Origin of the sequence: Mariniradius sediminis (genome assembly GCF_021491425.1) — a bacterium.
Taxonomy (GTDB): Bacteria; Bacteroidota; Bacteroidia; order Cytophagales; family Cyclobacteriaceae; genus Mariniradius; species Mariniradius saccharolyticus.
In genome coordinates this window covers 130,552-153,794 of the sequence record NZ_JAKEVZ010000003.1, presented here as the reverse complement: position 1 = coordinate 153,794, position 23,243 = coordinate 130,552, and the positions used below count along the sequence as shown (strand labels likewise).

Genomic DNA, 23,243 nt, shown 5'->3' with positions numbered 1-23,243 from the left:
CTATTCCTATTTTGCCAATCACTAGCCTCGGTGTCAGAATCGCAGCGGTTTGGTCGCTGATTGTGTTCTTGCCATTATTCTCCTTTTCCCAAAACCAAACTGAAAGCATCCAGGAGAAAAAAGCCGTGGAAAAGCTCTTTGATTTTGGCGATCTCGTCGTGGACAAATTGTCCGGGGACAAATGGACCGTCATTCCCGCAGTCATCTATTCCCCGGAGACCAGTCTTGGTCTCGGCGCCCGCGCGATTCGGGTTTTTCGGCACAAAAACACCGCCGACAGCCTCTTGCGGCCCTCAAGTCTTCCTATCACTTTTCTATATACGCTCAACAATCAGGCGATCCTTACTACCGAACTGGACCTCTGGGCTGACCAAAACAAATCTTATTTCAACGGTCGATTGGAACTATCCCGCTTCCCGTTCAAGTATTTCGGCATCGGCAATGAGCCGCAACTTGAGGAGGGGGAAGTGTACACGACGCGCTATGCGTATTTCCACCTTTTTTACCAACGAAAAATCGCAAAGGGCATCTACTTCGGTCCAAGGTATGAGTTCCGCTTGGACAATATCACCGACCGTGTGGCAGGAGGTTTGTTGGAAAGCACCCAAGTACCAGGTTATGATGGACAGCGCCTATCGGGCTTGGGTTTGATACTGCAACACGATACACGGAATATCCTTTTCCAACCCACCCGCGGTTGGTACAATCGCCTCCAATGGATGGTTTTTTCACAAACTCTGGGAAGCCAATACGATTTTCAGCATGTGGTCGGTGACGTGAGAAGGTATATTTCGGTGGGAAAAAGACAAGTGATTGCGCTGCAGGCTTGGTCCAGTTTCACTTGGGGAACTCCCACTTTCCAGCATCTTTCGCTAATAGGCGGCAGCGACTTGATGCGGGGATTTTTTGAAGGAAAATTCCGGGATCGTCATGCTTTGGTATTCCAAGGAGAATATCGCTTGCCTATCTACCGTAACCTTGGAATGGTATTTTTTGGACATACAGGACTGGTGGCGCCCGAAATCCGAAAATTTGGCTGGGAACGGTTCAGGTATGGCGCAGGAGTCGGCTTTCGCTACCGCATCAATTCCGACGGACTCAATATCCGCTTTGACTTTGCGATCGGGGACCAAAAAGCCTTCTATTTTGGGCTGAATGAGGTCATTTGATTGCGCAAGTCCCCAGTGAGTTTTTCAAAAACCTCGGCCATCCTAGATATCCCTCTCGTACTATTTGTAAAGTATACTTTTAAAATGGTATTACGATATTTAAAAAAGAGCCAAAAACGCTGTTTTGGGCGGGAATGATTCGATAAAAAAATCAAGAAAAAACCCCGGAAGATTGACCTCCGGGGTTCTTTTTTCCAAGTGCCTATTTTTTGCTTTTGGCGCGCTTCATCGGATTGTCACCCGAGGCTGCACCTCTTACTCCTCCTGCTCCTTTGAACATCTCAAATCGGCTTGGCACATACTGTGGTGGCCAATGGTTGTTGGACTCGTCGATGTCCGCAGTCTCCCGGTAGGGGTCAAGCAGGATGCTTTTCACTTCCTTTTTCTTGGCAAATACCTTGGACACTTCCCATTCATCATATCTCCAAATCTCTGCGGGAATCCTTTCGACCTCGGAAGTACCGTCCACATAGTTGAACTGGATGATCAGCGGCATCACCAACCCGCCGACGTTTTTGAACTTCAACTCGTAGAAATTCAGGCCGGAATTTAGCAGCTCCTTTTCCTTTGGACTCAGTCTCGCCATAAAGTCGTTGTAGGCCTTTTCGTCCTCCGGCGTCACGGTAAATGGATTGTAGGAATTGTAGAAATCCCGCGTCGCCGGATCGGCTTCAACCACGGTCTGTGGCACGTCCTTTTGGTTGAAGGTTTTGCTGATATAATCCTCTTCGCGTTCGAAGGCTTTTTTCTCGTCAGCCTTTTTTTCCGCCGGGGTGAGGTTATCTATTTTGTACCAATTGACCGTCTCTAGGGCAATATCTACCGGCTCTGTGCCGAAGAACCAACCCCTCCAGAACCAGTCCAAATCGACTGCGGAAGCATCCTCCATCGTCCTGAAGAAATCCTCTGGCGTCGGGTGCTTGAACATCCACCTTTGGGCATACTCCTTGAAAGCGTAATCGAAAAGCTCCCGGCCCATGATGGTTTCCCGGAGGATGACCAAAGCAGTGGCCGGCTTGGCATAAGCATTCGGCCCAAACTGGATGATGTTTTCCGAATTGGTCATGATGGGTTCCAAGGTATTTTTCTCGCTGCGCATGTAAGGCACGATCTTGTGTGCCGGTCCGCGACGGGATGGATAGTTTCTGTCCCATTCCTGCTCAGCCATGTACTGCATGAAGGTATTCAAGCCTTCGTCCATCCAAGTCCACTGACGCTCGTCGGAGTTGACGATCATTGGGAAGAAGTTGTGCCCGACCTCGTGGATGATGACCGAAATCATGCCGTACTTGATCGCATCGGAATAGGTACCATCCGCGTCAGGTCGACCATAATTGAAGCAAATCATCGGATATTCCATCCCGTTGGTCGCCTCCACGGATATCGCCGTTGGATATGGGTAGTCAAAAGTCTTGGCGGCGTAGGATTTGATCGTGTGTGCTACGACCCGCGTGGAATACTGTTCCCAAAGCGGATTGGCCTCCTTGGCATAATATGACATGGCCATCACATCTTTGCCTCCCTGCTTCACCGCCATCGCATCCCAAATGAACTTCCTTGAGGAAGTCCAGGCAAAATCACGCACGTTTTCGGCATGGAAAACCCAGGTTTTTTTGTCCTTGGATTTTGCTTTTTCAAGTTTCTCGGCCTCCGCTTGGGTGCGGATGATGACGGGCTTGTCATAGGTTTTTTTGGCAGTTTCCCAACGCTGCAGTTCGGTTGGACTGAGGACTTCCTGTGGATTTTGGAGCACGCCGGTCGCTCCTACCATGTGGTCCGCGGGGACGGTGATCTTTACTTTGTAGTCACCAAAAGTCAAGGCAAATTCACCCCGACCGGCAAATTGCTTGTTTTGCCAGCCTTCGAAGTCTGAATAGACAGCCATTCTTGGAAACCATTCCGCCATGGTATAGAGGTAGTTCCCGTCGTTGGGAAAATACTCATAGCCGGGACGGCCGCCGATGAAACTCATCCTGTCGTGAATATTGAAACTCCAATCCACGGTAAACTCGGTTTTTTGACCGGGAAGCAAAGGCTGAGGCAAATCGACCCGCATCATCGTATGGTTGATGGTGACGGGGATATCCTTGCCTGTCATGTCCTTGACGGAGTGGATTTTGTAGCCAAGGTCCAAATCATGCCAAAGAATGCTCTCCAACTGCCGCAGGTTCATACGCGGATTGATGCTGCTTTCGGCTGTTTTGGGGGTGTTGGAATCCTTCGCACGCTCATTTTGGTCGAGTTGGATCCAAAGGTATTTGAGCGGATCGGGGGAATTGTTGAAGTAGGTGACCTTCTGCCAGCCTTTGATGGATTGGTTGTCATCATTGAGCTCGACCGAGATTTCGTGGTCGGCCTTTTGCTGCCAATACATATGCCCCGGCGCACCGGATGCGGTACGGTAGACATTGGGAGAGCGCAGCATGGTGCCAAGTTGCTCAAAGCGCTCGGCGTGGTTTTGCGCAGACCATTGGGCAAATCCAGGTTGGATTCCCAAAAACATCAACACAACAATTGGTAATAGCTTTCTCATACACGTTTGTTTGTTAATCAATTTGGCCTTTTTTTTAAAGACAAAAGACATAAGACTCAAGATTCAAGACTGACGAACTCAGATGCACCCTATTTATTAGCATACAACACCTTCCAAAATCAACAATTTTCCAATTTTCCAATTTTCCAATTTTCCAATTTTCCAATTTTCCAATTTTCCAATTTTCCAATTTTCCAATTTTCCAATTTTCCAATTTTTACCAAAACTTGGTATCGATCATCATCATGATCGCCATCCCCAATACAATCGAGGAAATGACAAGCGCCCAATCCTTCCGATTGATGCCCACGATCCCCACCAAAATGCCGGAAACCACCATGAAAATCGCCACAATGACCAACTGCCCCACTTCCAAGCCAAGGTTGAAAGCCAATAATGGCTCAAACAAGGAGGCTTCTTTTCCCAACAAAGACCGCAGGTAATTGGAAAAGCCCAAGCCGTGGATCAAGCCAAAGAAAAGCGCGAAGAAATAATTGATCTGGATTCCCCTGCCGCTGCTGGGCTTGGGTTTGAAGATATTGCTCACGGCTGTGATCGCAATCGTGGTCGGAATCAAGAATTCGACCCAAGCCGAATCGACTTTTACCAGCTTGAGCGTGGCCAAAGCCAAGGTAATCGAATGTCCGATCGTGAATGCCGTGACGAGAATTAGGATTTTTTTCCAATCCCTGGTGATGTAGATCGCGCATAATGCCACGACGAAAAGGATATGGTCAAAGCCCTTGATATCAAGGATATGTTGGATGCCTAGTTGGAAATAGAGTTGGAACTGGCCCATGGGTGAATGGATAAATGTACCGCCGAGGTACGCAAGCTTCGTCAGATTGAGTAATTTGCAAAGAAAACAATTTCAACCACGCGGAATGCAATTCTCTTTTATTTTCCTGCTGATTTGGGGATGGAAGGTGATTTTTCACCCCTTTTACATCAGTCTGACAGAGATTCGGTACAAGGCCGATCAAAAATCTTTGGAGATCGAGCAAAAGATATTTTGGGATGACCTTGAAGTGGCTCTTTCCAAGGACAACGGTCAAAAAGTCAACTTTCTGCAGCCTACCAATAAAACTGAACTCGACCGCATGATTCGTGAATACCTCCTATCCCACAACCAAATCAAAATCAACGGAAAGGTGGTAGCGCTGGAATATCTCGGCTACGAGATCGAGGAAGACGCCGCTTGGTTTTATCTGGAAGCAACAGAAATCCCGCTTCCAAAAACCGTGGAAATCAAAAGCACGTTGCTTTTTGACCACTTCGAGGGCCAGCAGAATATCATCAACTTCTACCTGGACAAAAAACCGAAAAGCATGATTCTGGTAAAAGGGAAGGAAACGGGAGAGTTGAGGTTTTGAAGCAGGTACGCAAAACCTGTTGCCGATCGCCAGAAATTTCTTAAATTTTCAACATGAAAGAGATTCTAATCACTCCAAAAAATGAGAAACAGCTTCAGGAAATCGAAGCGATGCTCAAATCCATCGATGTGGAATTCACCGTGATGGAAAACAGGGATTTTTGGGATACAATTCCCCGCGAAATAAAAGAAACTGTTGAAATAAGCCGCCTGGAAATAGCTGAAGGCAAATCAATCTCACTTAATGATGCAAAAGAATACTTCGCCAAACGATGAAGTATGAGATTATTTTTTCTCCGACTGCGCTGAGCACTTTGGACGACCTAAAAATAATTATCGAAGAAAAATGGGGACAGAAAGTGGCAAATGCCTTTCTGTCAAATACATGGAGGGTCCTGGGCTTATTAGAGGAAAACCCGTTTTTATTCAAAAAATCTGATATTCGACCTCAAATTAGGCTTGGCATGTTGGACCGACATACTTCCTTCCTGTATGAGGTAGGCGAAAATAAGGTCAAAATCCTGTGTTTTTGGAACAACAAAGTACAGCCTTTCATTTAAATTTCCATCCCTCACCTCTCCATCACCGTTCCGCATTTTTTACAGGTGGTGTTTTCCGGATTGCCCCAAAAGCGTTCCATGATTGGCGGCAGTTGGCTGACGATATCGGTAATCTCGGCAAATTCCTCATAAAGCTTGTTGCCGCAGTTTTCACAGTGCCAAATAAACCCATCCTTCTCTCCCGGCCTTCTGTAGCGTTCCATCACCAATCCAATCGTATTGGCGGGGCGACGCGGCGAATGCGGCATGCGCGCGGGCAGGAGAAACATTTCCCCTTCCTTGATTTCGATATCCTTCACGACGCCTTCGTCCACGACCTTGAGGGTGATGTTGCCTTCGATTTGGTAGAAAAACTCCTCGCCTTCGTCATAGTGGAAGTCCTTGCGTGAGTTGGGCCCACCGACGACCATCACGATAAAATCATCGTTTCCTTTGTAAATCACATGGTTGCCGATCGGGGGCTTGAGGAGATGGCGGTTTTCCTCTATCCACTTCAGGAAATTGATGGGCTTGGCTACTGGCATGGGGAATTCAGATTTTGGCTTCACGGTAAAAGTATCAAAAAACTCCCTTTATTTTGGTTTAATTTGAGGCTTAAACAGTCCTTCCGATGAAATTCCCGATTGTTGATACCCATTGCGACCTATTGTCCTACTTGGCAAAAATCCCCGGTGCCTCCCCCCTGAAATCCGAGGATATTGCCTGTGCCGTTCCATTGTTGGAGTCTGGACATGTCCGCCTGCAGATCTGTGCGATTTACACGGACGTGAAGCCCGGAAGTATGGATTTGGCTACAAAGCAGGCATACGCCTACCGCGAAATGCTCATGAAGTATCCAAAAAACGTCTGCCAAGCAGATGGGGAATTTGTCAGGAATCTGGAAATGCAGGAAAAAATCGGTTTGGTGACAGCCGTGGAAAATGCCGCAGGTCTGGCGGAAGAGGGGGTTCCGATCGGAAAAGCCTTTGAACAACTCGACTTGATCCTGAAGCTCACCAAGCGCATCGCCTATATCAGCCTCACCCACCATACCGAAAACAGGTTTGGCGGTGGCAACTATACCGAAAAAATCGGCCTGAGGGACGATGGGAAAAAGCTCTTGGACTACATCTCCGGGAAAAAGATCGCCATTGACCTCTCCCACACCTCGGATTGGCTGGCCGAGGGCATTCTCGACCATGTCGACTCGCTTTCCTTGGATATTCCGGTGATTGCGAGCCATTCCAATTTTCGGAAAATCTGGGACCACAAGCGCAACCTCAACGATGAGTTTGCCAAGGAAATTATCCGCCGTAAGGGCATCATTGGGATCAATTTCCTACGGGCTTTTCTGGACGACAAACATCCCGAGCGGATTTTTGAACATTTCCTCTACGGCTTTGACCTGGGCGGAGAGGAAAACATCTGCTTTGGAGCGGACTTTTTCTACACCAAGGATTTCCCCGATCCCAAGCGTTTTCCCTTCTACTTCCCAATCGTAGAAGACGCATCCAAATATCCGGCGATATTGGAAACACTCTCTAAAAGCCTCAGCGCGAGCCAACTGGAGAAGTTGGCATTCAAAAACTGTCAGCGCTTGTTTGGTAGATTGTGGGATTAGAAGTTCTATTCACCGATTTGGCCAAAATTTGGTGAATATATTCACTGAATTTAGCTAAATTTGGTGAATAGAAATCACCATGCTACGAAGATCTCTTGAAAACACCATCAAATCAAAACTTGGAAAACGCAAAGCGATCCTGTTGATCGGACCTAGGCAAGTCGGTAAAACTACCCTCATCAAGGAGGTACTGCAGGATAGGCCATACCTATTTCTCGATGGGGATATACTAACCGTCAGGCAGTCGCTTACGGATCCAAATGTAGAAACCCTCAGGACCATTTTTGGAAATCATCAGTATGTGTTTATTGACGAGGCGCAAAGAATACACAATATCGGACTTACGCTGAAAATCATTGTCGACAACTTTCCGGATGTACAGCTGTTGGTTTCAGGTTCCTCTGCCTTTGAACTGAATGCTTCCATCAACGAACCGCTTACCGGAAGGAAATGGGAATATGAAATGTTTCCCATTTCATGGCAAGAATTAGAAGGAAATGGCGGCTATTTATCTGCTCTCCAACAGCTAAACAACCGCATGGTGTTTGGTTCTTACCCAGATGTAATCAACAATCCAGGAGATGAAATTGAACTGCTCGATGAACTTACAGGCAGCTATCTTTACAAAGATATCCTGGCGTTTGGAGGCATAAGAAAACCTGAAGTTTTAGAAAAAATCTTGAGAGCATTGGCGTTTCAGGTTGGAAGCGAAGTAAGTTATAACGAAGTAGCCCAGTTGGTTGGAATTGACAAAAACACGGTGTCAAATTATATCAGCCTTTTGGAGCAAAGCTTTGTGGTATTTTCACTCACCAGCTTTAGTAGAAACCTGCGTGACGAGATAAAGACGAACAAGAAAATCTACTTCTTCGACAACGGCATTAGAAACGCAATTATCCAAAACTTCAACCCATTAGAGTTAAGACAAGACGTGGGTGCGCTTTGGGAAAACTTTCTTCTCGCTGAGCGCAAGAAACGAAATGCTTATCAGCGAAATTTTGTAAACGGATACTTTTGGAGAAACTTTCAACAACAGGAGGTAGATTATGTTGAAGAAGGAAACGGTGAGGTTAGAGGATTTGAATTCAAATGGAATCCAAAAGCTAACGCTAAGATTCCGGCGGTATTTGAAAAAACATACCAAACATCGGTTAAGATTGTCCACCGAGAAAATTTTAGGGAATTTGTGGTTTGAAACATTACCTGATCGCTTCGGGTTAAAATACATTATGAGTATCCGGAATGTTGCACGTTGGACTATAAGAGATTTTTTTGATTGCGGATGCTCGTCCACAGACGACAGACCACTGTCCACAGAGGGTATAATCGGTATTTCAACCAATTATATAATGGCTACGTGCAAGAAAGCGGATACACATAAAATACATCGACTCATTGATCCGATCGACCTAGAAGAGTGCTCAAATGAATGATTTGCCTTTATTTATGAAATATTTTTTGGTCTTTTTCCTTTGCGTTTCAGTTGGTGATGTCTTTTCTCAGAGCCTAGCAAAACGGTATATCAACAGCATCCTCAACGACACTACCGAATCGGCAAAACCAAAGTTTGTGATTTACCCCACCCTGGCCTATGCCCCGGAAACGAGTTGGGAAATCGGCTTTTCCACACTTTATGTGTACCATGCCAAGGGAAATATCGAAAATCGCCTAAGTGAAATCAGTGGATTTACTTTCATCACCTTGGAAAGTCAATACGGGATCTGGTTTGACCATGCGCTGTATTCAGATCAGAGCAAATGGTTTTTTCTGGGTCGGATTCGGCTACAAAGTTTCCCCTTGAAGTACCATGGGATCGGCATGGATTCTCCTGAAGAATACCTAGCCTTGGTGGATGCCAATCAAATCTTGATAAAAGAAAGGGTCCTGCGGGAAATCAGGAAGGATTTCTACGTTGGACTCGAAACGGACTTTCAGCGGATGTCCCGCGTAGACTTCCAACCGTCCGAAAGCGCCCCAAATTTTGAATTGCCATTGGGATATGAAGGCTCGACGAACCTCGGACTGGGCCTCGGCTTGGTATATGACAACCGCCACAATGTCCTCAACGTGCGCAAAGGTTTCTTTGCCGAATTGGCTTACCTCAATTACAATGAAGCTTGGAGCACTTTTGGATTTGAAGGAATCACTGCCGATGCTCGGATTTTCAAGCCGATTGGCAAAAACAACGTCTTGGCTTGGCAAGGTATCGGACAGTTTTATTCTGGAAATGTTCCATTCAATCAGCTTGCACTTTTGGGTGGCGACAGCATGATGCGGGGGTATTATCTTGGACGTTTTCGCGACAAAAACCAGATCGCTACCCAACTGGAATTCCGTATGCTTCCACTACCGCTAGGTTTTTCGAAACGGATCGGCGCGGCGGTATTTGCCGGGGCTGGGACAGTATTTCCTGATTTTTCCAAAGCCGCGATCAACAAAGTCGTCTGGTCAGCAGGCGGTGGGCTGAGGTTTTTGCTTTTCCCAAAAAAAGATATCTACACGCGCTTCGATGTGGCGTTTACCGAGGAAGGAAGCGGATTCTATTTGTTTATCGGAGAGGCGTTTTGAGACATTAGAAACGAGATACGAGATGCTAGACCAATGTTGTAGTGTTTTGATGGCCTTTAGCTGAAACTTATTCCTTTGCAAAAAATCCTGCAAGGAAGCGTGAGAAAGTCATTCGGATGATGAAAGCAGTCAGACAGGTTGTTCTGATGGCATAATTTCAGATACCCAAAAAAAAACGGCGGACCTGAAGCCCGCCGTTTCTTTTTGAATCCAAATTGGTATCACTACTGCTTTTTCCAGGATGCTTTGCCGCCTTTGGCAGAGTCGACCGTGATGCTGTAATTGCCTCCGCCGGAAACGATCCATCGCACCTTGACCGCGCCCATGCCGGGAATATTGTCTACGGCAATTTTCTCCGGATTGACCTTTTGTTCGGCGTACTTCTTGAAATCCTCATTCTCGACCACAAATCCCGCCAAGACCTTCGCACCGGAGATCGTCACGAAATCAGGCCTTTCGATCTTGTATTTGAGGTCTTGTGATGAGTGTGTCGGAATCAAACGCTCATTGTAGATCGTCGCCGTGACCGCTTTCATGCCGCCGCCCAAGTCTTCTTCCTTCACGTCCATCACGCTCAGCTTTGGCGTATGGTAGGCATGGAGGATGGTAAAGGCCGCGTTTCGATGGCCATCCGTTTCCAACAAAAATCCCGGATGCAAACGCCCAAAGTTCTTTTTGAAACCGCCCACTTCGATTTTTCCATATTGTGGGTGGTCGAATTCTTTCCAGTCCACGAAGGCGTCACCGAAAGTCAGATAGGTATCGACTTTCATTTGCTCATCCTGATTACCCCTACCGGCGTTTTGGTGGAAATAGAGGTAGGAAGTCATCAATTCATTGGAGTACGTGAATATGCCTCGTCCGCCGTAGAACCAATCCAACTGGCCACCAAATACTGAATAAAGATCTTTGTAGACCACGAGGTATTTGTAGCCCGGCATAAACTCTTCTCCTTTTTTACCGATCGCGTCATAGATCCGGATATCGGTTTGATTATAAGTTCCCAAATCCTCTTCTGCACCCGGCCCGCGCAAAATCATACCACCGTAGTTGTGATAGGATTGGGCGGCGGCAATGTTTGGATGCTTCATGACAAATTCCATCACTACCCTGTTTTCCGGCACAGAGAATGGATATTTCCAAGCGCCACGCTGCACGTAGTCAGGCTGCCAGTTCCATGCCCAATCCCTATTGGGATCATAATATCCGATTGCATCTTCATTGACTGAACCATCGCCATCATTGTCCATCCCTTCAAAACCGAGCATTTCATATTCACCTTTTTGATCTGGAGCGACCATGACAAGTTTTCTTGGGTCCAATTGGTCCTTCACATACCTGCCGGTTGGCGATTTGCGGATCATCATGGTGATATGGCCGTCCTTATTGAAGTCGTCAAAGCCGTCTTCACCGATGACACCGTCACCATCATCGTCCATATTGATCATGCCCGATCTTGGAGAGTTGAGCGTGTTGGGTTCATAGATAAAATTATCATGGGCGTCTGGGTTGATCGTCGGAGCAAGGTAAAAAGTCTTATCCTTCAGTAGCTGGGTAATAAAGTCCAAGTCCCCGTACATTTCAGAAAGGTACCAAGCCGTATAGAGCACAAACTCGGTCCCTTGGATTTCGTTGGAGTGGATGTTGCCATCAATCCAAATCGCTGGTTTGTCCTCAGCCTTACCTGCTTTGAAATCGGTAATGGTCAGGACCCAAATGTCGCGGCCTTGGTAGGACTTGCCGATGCTTTCGAGCTTTACAATATCAGGATGGCTTTTGGCCATGTTTTTCATGATTTCCTCAAATGCAATGTTGGAATGGTAGCGATTCCATGAAACCTGAACTTTGGGATTATGGGGCGTCCCAATCGCGCGGAAATATTTCTCCTGCGCAATGCCCTCCTGCAAGCCGGCCAAACTCAAGGCCAACCCAAGGAATGTAGTATATATCCAATTATTGAATTTCATCTTTTTGTTGGTTTAAAGTTTCACGTTGAGTGTCGCAATTCCTGTATGGGCCGCACCTGCTTTGATATCGATAGAGCCCGTACCTTTGACTATCCAGCTGAGCGTGGTCTTTTCGTAAGCCCCCAACTTATCGATAAGCTTGATCTTGTCGCCGGAGACGATATCCTTTGGGTCACGGTTGATGTCTATTCGGATACTGCGAAGCCACCTGGACTTTTCACCCATTTCCGAATGGGTCGGCAGTGGCGAATTGTTGTACAAATCGGCCGTAATGCGGGTTAATCCGTTGCCGAGTTTTTCTGATTGCACATTGTGAAACTCCAACTTGGGAGCCATTCCAGCCAGTTTCAAAATGAAATCCGTGTGCTCTTTGGCTATATCACCCACTTTCGCATAGGGAGGATTGTGCATTACAAAAGGACGGATTCCGCCCACTTCCACTTTCTGGTTAGGAAAGTCGGGATGGCTGACAGAGGTCCAAGGGATGAAGGCATTTTGGATTCCCTCTTTTTCCGCCCAAGCTAGGAAATTGGCTTCTGCGTTTGGATTGGATTTTCCATCTTCCCCTTTTACTTCAGGAACCCACCACCCTGGTGTACTGAAACTCAATCTCCCAAAATGGAAATAGGCCCATTGGAAGAAATCACCGTCGGTACCTTGGTTGCTTTGGTTGAAGGCCTTTTGACTTACGGTTTCATTGTAGATGCCCGAGACCATGGCGTTGATCGCGACGTCCTTTTCGAGCATGGAGGTAATGACCCGCTTTCTCGCATCCGCTGCGCTGAATTTCAACGGTGCAGATAGGTTATTGGAGGGTCCAAAAGTCACGAAGGCGAAAATATTCCACTGTTCAAAGAGATAATCGAGCGTCGCACGGCTTTCCGCCTGCGAAACCGCGTAATCCCCTGCGAGTGGCGTGAAAATCGGGAATTTGTAGGTTTGGTTTCGGTTGAAGGCGATTCCCTCTTCCAAGTCCTCCCCAAACTTTCCATCCTTGTCTTTGTCGCGGGTCTCTGACATCACCAGATGCGTTCCCTTTTGACCTTTGGCGCGGTCAGCTTTGACCATTATCCTTGGATCCTTGTCGTGTGCGACATAATCGCCCATTGGACTCTCTACACGCATCATCGTGATCAATCCGTCTTTGTTGAGGTCCTCATATCCGTCCTCGGAGACCTGACCGTCCCTGTCGTGGTCAACCTTGGCCGCATTGCCCCTTCTCTCGTACTTGAGTGCAGCATGATACTGCTCATAAGCATCCGGAGACATGTTGGGGAAAATGTAGAAAGTCGTATTGTCCAAGGCGTTGCCATGTTCCTTGACGAGTCTTTCGGCAAACTGCACAGCCAACTCGACGCTGAGTACATGGAATCCTTCCACGCCACCTACGACCGCAATCGCGGGCTTGTTGTCGATATCCCCTTTGCCGACTTTGAGGACCCAGATGTCTTTGCCCCCGGCGGTTTTGGTGAGGGAACTGAGCTTGGCCGAGCCCCCGCTGCCATTGGCTACGGACTGCAACCGTTGGCTGACTTGGCTGAGCGTCGGATAGTCGCCCTGTGCCAAGACTGCTGATTGCACGGCAAACAGCAATCCTGCCCCGGCTATCAGCGATAAGTACATTTTCTTCATAAAGTATATCAGGTTTAGTTTTTGAAAAGGCATTGCTATGCACCTTTTGCGCCGCCTATGTTACAAAAAATTATATTCTAATCTCAGCAATCATTTCGCCTATTGGAAACCGTGGTTTTGGAAGGCAAAGGCTGTGGATAAATGGGGGAAAAGGGGGTATTTTCAATACTCGAAATTGGAAATTCGAAATTCCTGATTCCACTCATTACGGCATTGGACTGAAGGGCACGCACTGGAAATTGCTTTGAATTCTTGGGTTCTTTTCGACTTTTTAAACCCGACTTTACCAAAAAATCTGTACTTTTCATTTCCAGTCAATAACAGCCATGTACCAAAAAATCGCCCTCGCCATTGCTTTTTCCCCCAGAATGGAAGCATTGATCGCCGAGTCAAAACGCATCAAAGACATCTTTGGCGCCCAACTAGTATTGATCCATGTCGGCGAGAAAACAGATGCACTTGAATCAAAGCTTAACGCCACGCTCGACAATATTGGATTGCCGATCGATGGCGTGAAGGTGATTTGGGAAACAGGCAAGCCCGCCAAGAAGATCCTCCAAATGTGCGAAGCTGAGCAGGTCGATTTGCTGGTAGCAGGGGCACTGAAAAGCGAAAGTTTTGTCAATTATTACATCGGCTCAATCGCCCGAAAAATCATCCGAAAATCGAAATGCGCTGTGTTGACTTTGATCGAGCCTTTGGAAAAACCAACGCCTTTCAGCAAAGTCGTCATCAACGGAACCCAACACGAGCACACACCCTTTGTGATCGAAAAGGGACTCGAATGGTGCAAAATCGACGGCGCGAAGCAAGTACATGTCGTCAACGAGATCAAAATGTACGGAATGAAGATGGCTACTGCAGGAGAAGGCTCGGAAGAGGAGGTGTCCTCCGTACGCAAGAAACTTGTGGCCGAGGAAATCGCCTATGTGGAAGATATCCTCAAAACGATGGACAAAGGCTCTCTTAAGGTAAATGTCAAGATCACCTGCGGCAAATGGGCCGTCGAACTCGCCAAGTTTGCGGAGGACATAAAGGCTGATCTACTCGTCGTAGGGGATGAGGGAAAGCTTGGTTTCTTGGACAGGCTTTTCCCCCATGATTTGGAAGAAATTTTGAGCAACCTGCCGTGTAACCTTCTGATCATCAAAAAATCCTAGGGCTGCATGGAGAACCTGACACACCAAGAAGTCGTCAACCTTTTGCTGCAGTTAGCTGCCATGCTGATGCTTGCGCGAGTTTTTGCAGAAGTAGCGCAGAAATTCAAACAACCCGCAGTAGTAGGGGAACTGATCGCGGGCATATTGTTGGGGCCGACGATTTTGGGAACCTTCCTACCTGAAATTCACGAATTTCTTTTCATGAGTAATCAGCAGGCAAATCTTGCACTGGACGGTTTTGTACAAGTGGCGGTTGTGCTTTTACTTTTTATAGCGGGCCTTGAAGTAGAGCTCCATCTTGTCTGGTCACAAGGAAAGTCGGCAATCAATATAAGTTTCCTTGGTTTGGTGGTGCCGTTTATTTTCGGTTTTGTATTTCCTTATTTTTTTCCAGATTTCTTCGGATTGGCTGATGGGGATCGTCTGCTCTTTTCACTCTTTATGGGTACTGCCATGTCGATCACAGCATTGCCCGTGGTGGTAAGGATATTGATGGATACGAATCTCTTTAAGACCAAAATGGGCATGCTAATCGTCGCATCCGCCATGGTCAATGATATCATTGGATGGCTGATTTTTTCGGTGATTCTTTCTCTAATGGGAAAAAGCAGCAACCTGTCCATGGTCAATACCATTGGCATCACGCTGATCTTCACCTTTTTTATGCTGACCTTGGGAAAATTCCTTATCAACAAATCACTTCCTTGGGTCAACAAGAAGATGGCTTGGCCGGGAGGGGTACTTTCCGTTTCAATGGCTTTCTGTTTCCTATTGGCTGCGTTCACCGAATGGTTGGGTATTCATGCGATATTCGGCGCTTTTCTCTTAGGTGTGGCCTTGGGGGACTCGGACCATATGTCTGAGCGGGCCAAAGAAATCGTTCACCAATTTATCAACAACATCTTCGCTCCGCTTTTCTTTGTCTCTATCGGGCTAAAGATCAACTTTGTCGCCAATTTTGACCTCATGCTCACGTTGGCCATTTTGGCTATTTCATTTGCCGGGAAAATTCTTGGAAGTGGATATGGGGCATTTCGTGGCGGGTTTCAAAAGAAAGAATCCCTAGCCATCGGTTTTGGGATGAATGCCCGTGGAGCTATGGAAATCATCCTTGGTTTGATCGCATTGGAAGCTGGACTGATCAATGAAAAGCTTTTTGTTGCCTTGGTGGTGATGGCATTGGTTACCTCCATGACAAGCGGTCCATTGATGAAGTGGGCTTTGAAATCAAAGGAATAGGATTTTGCAATTGAGTTTGTTAAAAATTCCAAAAGCTGTTGCCGCTTTCGATTTAATTATCTTACTTTGATATACAAAGTACTTTTTATGAACAAAGAAAAATACCTTGATGACTTGAAGGAAATCCGTGAGATCATGGACAAATCCTCGCGGTTTATCTCCTTGAGCGGAATGTCGGGTATCGTGGCAGGCGTAATTGCGCTCATCGGTGCCTATATCGCCTACACGTATATCTATGTCGATCACGCCTTTTTCGGATATAGGATGGTAATCCTAACGCCTCAGACCATCAGCCAGTTGTTGATTTTGGCTACGGTAATTCTGGTCTTGGCGCTAGTAGCTGGCGTTTTTTTCACCAAAAAAAAAGCCGAAAAGACCAAACAGAAACTTTGGGACCTACAGACCAAACGGCTCATTTCCAACCTGATGATACCGCTTGCGGCAGGAGGGATTTTGTGCCTGATATTTTTGTTGCGCGGGTACGTAGGCATCGTCGCCCCGCTCACCTTGGTATTTTATGGACTTGCTTTGGTCAATGCCAGCAAATACACGCTATCGGAAGTGCGCGCTTTGGGTTTGATGCAGGTGGCTTTGGGATTATTGGCCGCCTATTTTGTGGGCTATGGTTTGTTGTTTTGGGCTTTGGGATTTGGAGTCTTGCATATCATCTACGGAGTCAGGATGCATTTGAAATACGGGTCGTGAAAGATTTACTGCAGGATTTAGACAAAGCTTTTGAAAACCGGCTGCGGTTGGGAATTATGTCCGCCCTGATGGTCAATGATTTCCTGGACTTCAACAGCCTCAAGGACCTACTCGGCGCGACCGATGGTAATCTGGCAACCCATTTGAAAATGTTGGAAAAAGAAGGGTATGTCAGCTTTCAGAAGGAATTTGTAGACCGCAAGCCAAATACCAAATATGCCGCGACCGATGCCGGAAAAACCGCCTTCGTCAAACACCTCAACGCGATCGAAAAACTCTTAAGATAAAAAAATTTATCCACTCACTTTGAATCACAAAGTACTTTCATATCAATAAAAATGGAAACAACAAACACCTCCCCTTTCGCCTTCCTGTCGAAGTTTGCGATCACGTTCAAACTCATCGTAATTGGTTTTTTGGCCATTTTGCTGCTGATTCCCGCAGTTATGATCCAAGAGCTGATCCATGAACGGGAAATGCTCAAACAAACCGCCGTTGCCGAAATCGGCAGCAAATGGGCCGAAGCCCAACTCATTTCCGGTCCGATCCTGACTTTTCCGATGCAGTTTGAAAAAACCGAAAACCAGAAAACGAGCAGTTATGTAGAGCACCTCCATGTCGTGCCGGATGACCTAAAGGTAACCGGTACGATATACCCCGAACAGCTGAAAAGGGGCATATTCACCGCGATCGTATATCGGTCAGATATCGAGATCAGGGGGACTTTTCAGGTACCCGCCGCATTTGACGAAGCGCACTTTGTCGGCATCAAGGGGGAAAAGGCCACAATCAACGTGGGGCTCGGCGACCTTCGTGGCGTCGAAGAAGTGGTGAATCTCAAATGGGGGACCGAAACATTCACCGTGTCTCCAGGATCCACCATTCCCGACCTCCAAACGGCGGGGTTCCACGTGGCATTGCCCATGGAAAAGCTTAGCCCCGGAGCTGAGATCCCCTTTTCGATTCAATTGAAACTGCGGGGAAGCGAAAGCATTTACTTCATCCCGGTCGGCCAAACCACCGAAATCAAGCTGAGTTCGGCTTGGTCGTCGCCAAAATTCGACGGGAAATTCCTGCCAAATGACCGAAAACTGGACGAAGAGGGATTTGAAGCCTCATGGAAGGTGCTTGAGCTCAACAGGAACTTCCCCCAACAGTGGAAAGACGATTCCTTCAACGCACAACTGAAAGCCGCAGCATTCGGTGTGGAATTGCTTTCCCCTATGGAAGATTACCAAAAATCCCTTCGCTCGGCCAAGTATGCGCTGCTGACCATTTCGCTTACTTTCCTGATGTTTTTCTTGGTAGAAATCCTCGGAAAGAAAAACATCCACCCATTCCAATACCTGATGGTAGGCCTTTCTATTTGCCTTTTTTACGTGTTACTCATCGCGATTTCTGAGCATAGTAATTTCAACTTCGCATACTTGGTGGCGATGTCAGCGGTGATCATCACTATATGCCTGTATTCCCTGCCGCTATTCAAATCGAAAAAATATACCCTCGCTTTGGGAGGTGTTTTGCTGGGAACCTTTGGGTTCATTTTCGTGACCTTACAAATGGAAGATTATGCACTCTTGATGGGAAGCGTTGGCTTATTTGTAATCTTGGCCGCGACAATGTACATCACCCGCAACATCGACTGGTACAACATCAAGGGTAGTTCGCAATCTGAATGATAGTTTCTCTAACCCGCTGCGTCTGATTTTGTGATCGGCGTAGCGGGCATTTTTTCGCAAAGAAAAGATGGTGAAATCAGCTATTTTTGGACAAAAATAATCCATGTTCGGAAAGGTCATCAAATCAACCGGAAGCTGGTACACTGTCAAGACGCCGGCTGGATATGTGCAGGCAAGGCTACGCGGAAAATTCAAGCAAGACGATCTCAAACTGACGAATCCGATCGCGGTAGGTGATGAGGTGGAGTTGGAAAAAGAGGAAAATTCCAGCAATATGGTCATCATGGAGATTTTGCCCCGTGAGAATTACATCATCCGCAAATCCACCAGAAAGACCCATTTCTCCCACATTATCGCTTCCAATATCGACCAGGCATTTCTGATCGTGACCGTGTCGCTGCCCCGGACTTCGCTCGGATTCATTGACCGTTTTTTGGTCAGCACGGAGAGCTTTAGGATACCGGTGACGATCATTGTCAACAAGGCAGATTTGATTCAATCTGAAAAAGACCGTGACTTTCTCGGAATACTTCACGAGATCTACGACCCACTCGGATATCCTGTGATTGAAGTATCCGCACTGAACGATCGTGACCTGAAATCAAAATTGGGAAAACTGCTGGATGGAAAATCCACTTTGCTATCAGGACATTCGGGCGTGGGAAAATCCACATTGCTCAATCAACTGATCCCCGCGGCACAACAAAGTACCAAGGAGATTTCCAAATTCAGCTCAAAAGGCGTGCATACAACCACTTTTGCCGAGATGTTTGAATGGGAGGGCGATGGGTACTTGATCGATACGCCGGGCATCAAGGAATTTGGGATTTTGGATATCGACGAATTTGAACTTTCCCACTATTTCGTCGAAATGCGCGCCTTCTTAGGGCGGTGCCGCTACAACAACTGCCGCCATGTCAACGAACCTGGCTGTATTGTCCTGCAAAAAGTAGAGGAAGGATACATACATCCCTATCGGTACGAAAGCTATCTGAAGATTCTTTTCGAAGAAGAAGACCACAAGTAAAACGTCCTAAAGTCTTGCCATCCAACGAGCGAGCAAAACTTCGTGCACCAAGTAGGCACCCTCATCTACTACGACCATTTCGGACTTTTGGAGGGCCTTCAGGGCTGTGCTGACCGAACTTGCCGCTCCAAGACGGTACTTCAGCAGAAAATCCTTACTCAGTGGATTGTGCAAAGGTTCGGCTTTGGCGATAGCCTTGAGAACCCGCCATTGGGTATGGGTTAGGATTTTTGGGAAGTTGGCAAAAACCGCCTGCTGCTGCTCCAAGATTTCTACCAAAACTTGCTCGATTTCGGCATCTTCGACGACGGTCGACCGGGAATACAAATAGTTGCAAACCAACTGGATGGTGTAAGTCTGCGACCTTGCCCAATTATAGATTCGCTCAATCTGTTCTTTGGAAATGGATTTACCGGCATCAGCAAAATGCCCTTGGATAAAATCCGTGTAGCGGTCCAAAGGGATAGGCTTCAGAGACATCAGCTGGGCACTTTGGTAAAATGGACGACTTGTCGATGCAAACATTTCGACCATCATCGTGCGGTGACTTCCACTGAAGATAAAGCGGATATCGGGAAATTGCTGTGTCCAAAACCGAAAGACAGCCTCCGCTTTGGCTTCTTCAAAATGGGCGATTTGCTGGAACTCATCCAAACAAAGCACGATTTTCTTTTTCCTTTCGCGCAGAAACTCGCCCAAGGCCGTCAATGACTTGGGTTCGCTGTCCGGAGGGCGCACGCCCACACTTAGCTCAGGAGCACCGGTAAGTGGACTAAAGCTAAGCGTTGCCCCTATCGAAGCCAGTAGTTTTTGCAAGGAAGCGGAAAAACCCGTCTCCAATTTCCCATACCGATCATACAGTGAACTGGCAATGGCCTGTACCGCTTCATCGATCGAATGACAGGCCAAAAAATCCACAAAAATCGTCTCGTGCTCTCCCTCCTCTTCGAGCAGATCGAAAAACCGCTGGATCAAGGCTGTCTTCCCCAATCGCCTCCAAGCATACAAGACCACATTTCGCCCGTTTTGGATGTGCTCCTGCAATTTCTCGATGTCATGTTCCCTGTCACAGAAGTATTTCTTACCGTGATAGGTATGCAGTACGAATGGATTGTCGGGGGTTTTCATATTATTTTCAAATTAGAGATTTTATTGCGCAATTTACGTAACGCAATTTACGTAACGCAATTTACGCATTAACATTGGATTTGCAAACGAATGGAAAAATGATAGCAATGCTCCTCGCAATCCATGCGCTCACTCACCACAACTTGCTCAGGCCATATACGGAGACTGCCAAAATAGCCGCTACACTCACCCAAAAAAATGCCTCGGTCCAAGGTCCCGTCAATAGTTTCAAAGAGCGGTTCTTAGCACGAAACTTGATCGCTGCCCAAACGACTACCCATAGCAAAACCGAACCGACTACGCCACCCGAAATGATCATGACCCCGGGTAATTTGACGAAAAGGAAGGTAAGCGCCCAAATAGCGGGCAATGCCCAAGCCAAAATAGCGACCCATTTAACCCGATCTCTGGATGCCTTTATCCAGCCAAATTGGGCAAAAACATCCGGCAGTAAGCGGGACCAGTAGGCCAAGGTGGCAAACACACTTGAGTAAAGTGCGAAAAACCCTCCTGCCAAATACCCCAACTTGGCACCAGTTCCCAGCGTCTCGGTATAGATTCCCGCCAAAGCCAAAATCAAATCGTTGCCATCGGGAATGCTTTCCTCCCCATGCAATACCGCCGCACCCAACAGATAAAAGGCAGCCGTAACGATGGTGTATACCACCATGGCCAAAAACGAATCCAGGTACATCACCCTCAGCCAGCCATCGGCGCGATTTCGCCACGCCTCACTGCCATCATTTGGCCCCACATATTTCGAATATCCCTTTTCCTGGCACCAATAAGTATAGGCAATGATCTCATCACTCGCCACGCCCGTGATACCGAATGCCCCAATTGCCACCCATATCGCCTCCCGGGGAAGTTTGAATTCCAATCCAGAGTGCACTTCCTCCCAACTGAATGCAAATGGCGTGAAAAAGAGTGCTACCAGGGAGACTAAAGTGAAGATCGTAAACCCAAATACCAGCACGGTTGCTGTTTTTTCAATCAGGAAGTATTTGTTTTTGTAAACAAAAAGGCTCAGCGACAAACCGGACAAAACCACCCAAACCGCGACAGGGATATGCGGAAAAACAAGGCTGAGAATGATGCTCGCTCCACCCAGCATACCGCCTAATTGTAGGATTTTGAATAGGGTAAGAGCAAAAACAGACCAGACTGCCCAATTCGCTTTTCCAAGACGGGGGCCCTCGAAATGGTTGAATTCCTCCATCAAGGGCCGCCCTGAAAGGATGGCGTTTTTCCCAAACTCAAGTTGGACGGCTACTTTCACTAGACAGCTCAACAAAATCACCCAAAAAGTCACGAACCCAGCCTTTGCACCTAGGACCGTGGTGGCGATCAGTTCTCCAGAACCTACGATCGAAGCCGACAAAATCAATCCTGGCCCCAAAAAACCGAGCCCATGTTTCAGCGAAGTTGGAGGATTTTGAATGTCGATCAATTTCATGATCCTGAATATAGGGGAAAACACCCCTATTCCAGCACCCCCTTAAGGATTTAGAGGAAAAGAATTCCAGCCCTTTAGCAGCGTCTTTGCAGCGCTACTCCTTGTTTTCCAGATTCGGAGTAAACGGATTGGACTGCCGAATAAGCCCATCGGGAAGTTCACCTTCGGTAGATGCTACCGCGACGCACACCACGGCGTCGCCCGTGATATTGACCACCGTACGGAACATGTCCAAAATCCGATCCGGGGCGATGATCAGCGCTACTCCAGCACCGGGCACGCCAATAGCCTCCAGTACGATAATCAGCATAATCAAGCCGGCGCCAGGGACACCAGCTGAGCCAATTGCCGCCAAAGTCGCGGTAAGTACTATTGTCAATTGCTGTGAAAGTGTCAGGTCCATACCCAAGGCTTGAGCGATAAAGACCGCCGCCACCGCTTGGTAAAGGCTTGTCCCATTCATGTTAACGGTCGCACCCAAAGGAAGCACAAAGCTGCTGATCTCCTCAGAGACACCTATCTCGTTTTCCACCTGACGCATGGTCACGGGCAGCGTAGCATTACTTGATGAGGTAGAGAATCCCAGCAACATCGCAGGACGAATCGCTTTGAAGAAATCCTTAACGGGCAACTTGGTGAAACTCTTCAAAATAACCACATACACCCCGGCGACGACCAAGACCAACCCTCCTATGACAATGAGGGAATATTTGGCCAGCGCAAAAAGCAATTCAACAGCCGAATCGGGATTTTCGCCAGCGATCTCCACGATCAGTGAGGCCATCAATGCAAACACACCGTAAGGCGCTATGAGCATGATGTATTCGACGATTTTGATAATGACATCATTGAACGCATCAAAAAATGAGGTGAAACTCCTGGCTTTCTCTTTTGGAATCTGCAGCAAGGCAATGCCGACGATGATGGCAAAAAACACAACCTGGAGCATACTGCCATTGTCAGCGGCGGCTTTCACGATATTTTCGGGAACCATATCGATAATCGGCTGGAGAGGGCCCTGTTGGTTTACCTGGGCTGCTTGGCTCGCCTTTGTGCCAACGGTATCGTCATAGAGTGATAGCAAATTGTCACGGGTGGATTGCGGAAGACTTTCGCCGGGGCGAAGCAAATTCACCAACAACAAACCTACCGATATCGCAATGATTGTTGTCACGAGATAGGCAAATAGTGTTTTTCCACCAATCCGGGACAATTTGGAGATATCCCCCAAATTAGATACGCCGATCACCAATGAAGCAAAGACCAAGGGCACCGCGATCATTTTCAATGAATTGATGAAAATTGTCCCGACGGGTTTGATAAAATCAAGGGTGAACGAAGGATCCAATCCAAACTTGATGATGACCAAACCAAATACGAGTCCGAGCACGAGGCCAATGATGATCTGGGTAGGGAGGGAGATTTTCTTGAACATGTCGAAATGTTGA

21 protein-coding genes are annotated in these 23,243 nt (G+C 47.2%); 13 read left to right on the top strand and 8 right to left on the bottom strand.

Translation table 11 applies throughout. The annotated features are described in order from the left end of the window. Window positions 1–11 precede the first annotated feature (11 nt). Window positions 12–1,169 carry a BamA/TamA family outer membrane protein gene (locus tag L0U89_RS05165; protein ID WP_234860558.1) on the top strand — a complete coding sequence of 386 codons (1,158 nt, stop codon included), beginning with the start codon at window positions 12–14 and terminating at the stop codon, window positions 1,167–1,169. A 202-nt stretch (window positions 1,170–1,371) separates the two neighbouring features. Here the strand turns inward: L0U89_RS05165 and L0U89_RS05160 are convergent, their stop codons facing one another. Both L0U89_RS05160 and L0U89_RS05155 read right to left on the bottom strand, forming a co-directional pair. Beyond that, entirely contained in the window at window positions 1,372–3,702 is a 2,331-nt protein-coding gene (locus L0U89_RS05160) for a M1 family metallopeptidase (protein ID WP_234860557.1), read from the bottom strand. Window positions 3,703–3,919: 217 nt separating this feature from the next. Then, a complete protein-coding gene (locus tag L0U89_RS05155; RefSeq protein WP_008627779.1) occupies window positions 3,920–4,501 on the bottom strand; it encodes a HupE/UreJ family protein in 582 nt (193 codons plus the stop codon). An 85-nt stretch (window positions 4,502–4,586) separates the two neighbouring features. Here L0U89_RS05155 and L0U89_RS05150 point away from each other — a divergent pair, with 85 nt between their 5' ends. The 3 genes from L0U89_RS05150 to L0U89_RS05140 are packed head-to-tail and all read left to right on the top strand — an operon-like array spanning window position 4,587 to window position 5,634. Then, entirely contained in the window at window positions 4,587–5,075 is a 489-nt protein-coding gene (locus tag L0U89_RS05150; RefSeq protein ID WP_234860556.1) for a DUF6702 family protein, read from the top strand. A 53-nt stretch (window positions 5,076–5,128) separates the two neighbouring features. Then, on the top strand, window positions 5,129–5,350 hold the full coding sequence (locus L0U89_RS05145) for a hypothetical protein (RefSeq protein WP_234860555.1): 222 nt from the start codon (window positions 5,129–5,131) through the stop codon (window positions 5,348–5,350). After that, window positions 5,347–5,634, top strand: a complete 288-nt coding sequence (locus L0U89_RS05140; RefSeq protein WP_234860554.1) for a type II toxin-antitoxin system RelE/ParE family toxin — start codon at window positions 5,347–5,349, stop codon at window positions 5,632–5,634. The genes L0U89_RS05145 and L0U89_RS05140 overlap by 4 nt, the downstream gene beginning before the upstream one ends. 11 nt (window positions 5,635–5,645) lie before the next feature. On the opposite strand, the gene L0U89_RS05135 is transcribed toward L0U89_RS05140, so the two are convergent. Further along, a complete protein-coding gene (locus L0U89_RS05135; protein ID WP_234860553.1) occupies window positions 5,646–6,158 on the bottom strand; it encodes a 3-hydroxyanthranilate 3,4-dioxygenase in 513 nt (170 codons plus the stop codon). An 86-nt stretch (window positions 6,159–6,244) separates the two neighbouring features. On the opposite strand from L0U89_RS05135, the gene L0U89_RS05130 reads away from it, so the two are divergent. From L0U89_RS05130 to L0U89_RS05120, 3 genes are all read left to right on the top strand, one after another. Then, window positions 6,245–7,234 carry a dipeptidase gene (locus L0U89_RS05130; protein ID WP_234860552.1) on the top strand — a complete coding sequence of 330 codons (990 nt, stop codon included), beginning with the start codon at window positions 6,245–6,247 and terminating at the stop codon, window positions 7,232–7,234. A 79-nt stretch (window positions 7,235–7,313) separates the two neighbouring features. Beyond that, window positions 7,314–8,429, top strand: coding sequence for an ATP-binding protein (locus L0U89_RS05125; RefSeq protein WP_234860551.1), 1,116 nt, complete (start codon window positions 7,314–7,316; stop codon window positions 8,427–8,429). A gap of 251 nt (window positions 8,430–8,680) precedes the next feature. Beyond that, complete coding sequence (locus tag L0U89_RS05120; protein ID WP_234860550.1) at window positions 8,681–9,802, top strand: BamA/TamA family outer membrane protein; 1,122 nt, start codon at window positions 8,681–8,683, stop codon at window positions 9,800–9,802. Between the two features lie 224 nt (window positions 9,803–10,026). Here L0U89_RS05120 and L0U89_RS05115 read toward each other — a convergent pair whose 3' ends face one another. Next, entirely contained in the window at window positions 10,027–11,769 is a 1,743-nt protein-coding gene (locus L0U89_RS05115; RefSeq protein WP_234860549.1) for a M14 family metallopeptidase, read from the bottom strand. A gap of 12 nt (window positions 11,770–11,781) precedes the next feature. Beyond that, on the bottom strand, window positions 11,782–13,401 hold the full coding sequence (locus L0U89_RS05110) for a M14 family metallopeptidase (protein WP_234860548.1): 1,620 nt from the start codon (window positions 13,399–13,401) through the stop codon (window positions 11,782–11,784). Between the two features lie 326 nt (window positions 13,402–13,727). On the opposite strand from L0U89_RS05110, the gene L0U89_RS05105 reads away from it, so the two are divergent. The 6 genes from L0U89_RS05105 (at window position 13,728) to rsgA (ending at window position 19,211) form a co-directional block, all read left to right on the top strand. Beyond that, complete coding sequence (locus L0U89_RS05105) at window positions 13,728–14,561, top strand: universal stress protein (protein ID WP_234860547.1); 834 nt, start codon at window positions 13,728–13,730, stop codon at window positions 14,559–14,561. A gap of 6 nt (window positions 14,562–14,567) precedes the next feature. Next, complete coding sequence (locus L0U89_RS05100; RefSeq protein ID WP_234860546.1) at window positions 14,568–15,800, top strand: cation:proton antiporter; 1,233 nt, start codon at window positions 14,568–14,570, stop codon at window positions 15,798–15,800. An 87-nt stretch (window positions 15,801–15,887) separates the two neighbouring features. Continuing rightward, window positions 15,888–16,505 (top strand): hypothetical protein, encoded by a 618-nt coding sequence (locus L0U89_RS05095; RefSeq protein WP_234860545.1) that lies wholly within the window; start codon window positions 15,888–15,890, stop codon window positions 16,503–16,505. Then, a complete protein-coding gene (locus tag L0U89_RS05090) occupies window positions 16,502–16,792 on the top strand; it encodes a winged helix-turn-helix domain-containing protein (protein ID WP_234860544.1) in 291 nt (96 codons plus the stop codon). The genes L0U89_RS05095 and L0U89_RS05090 overlap by 4 nt, the downstream gene beginning before the upstream one ends. A 51-nt stretch (window positions 16,793–16,843) precedes the next feature. Then, window positions 16,844–18,184, top strand: coding sequence for a cell envelope integrity protein CreD (gene creD, locus L0U89_RS05085; protein WP_234860543.1), 1,341 nt, complete (start codon window positions 16,844–16,846; stop codon window positions 18,182–18,184). 103 nt (window positions 18,185–18,287) lie between these two features. Continuing rightward, window positions 18,288–19,211, top strand: a complete 924-nt coding sequence (rsgA, locus tag L0U89_RS05080; protein ID WP_234860542.1) for a ribosome small subunit-dependent GTPase A — start codon at window positions 18,288–18,290, stop codon at window positions 19,209–19,211. A gap of 6 nt (window positions 19,212–19,217) precedes the next feature. Here rsgA and L0U89_RS05075 read toward each other — a convergent pair whose 3' ends face one another. The 3 genes from L0U89_RS05075 to L0U89_RS05065 form a co-directional block, all read right to left on the bottom strand. Next, window positions 19,218–20,339, bottom strand: coding sequence for an AAA family ATPase (locus L0U89_RS05075; RefSeq protein WP_234860541.1), 1,122 nt, complete (start codon window positions 20,337–20,339; stop codon window positions 19,218–19,220). A gap of 133 nt (window positions 20,340–20,472) precedes the next feature. Next, entirely contained in the window at window positions 20,473–21,795 is a 1,323-nt protein-coding gene (locus tag L0U89_RS05070; RefSeq protein WP_234860540.1) for an Nramp family divalent metal transporter, read from the bottom strand. A gap of 94 nt (window positions 21,796–21,889) precedes the next feature. After that, window positions 21,890–23,230, bottom strand: coding sequence for a dicarboxylate/amino acid:cation symporter (locus L0U89_RS05065; RefSeq protein ID WP_234860539.1), 1,341 nt, complete (start codon window positions 23,228–23,230; stop codon window positions 21,890–21,892). Window positions 23,231–23,243: the final 13 nt, after the last annotated feature.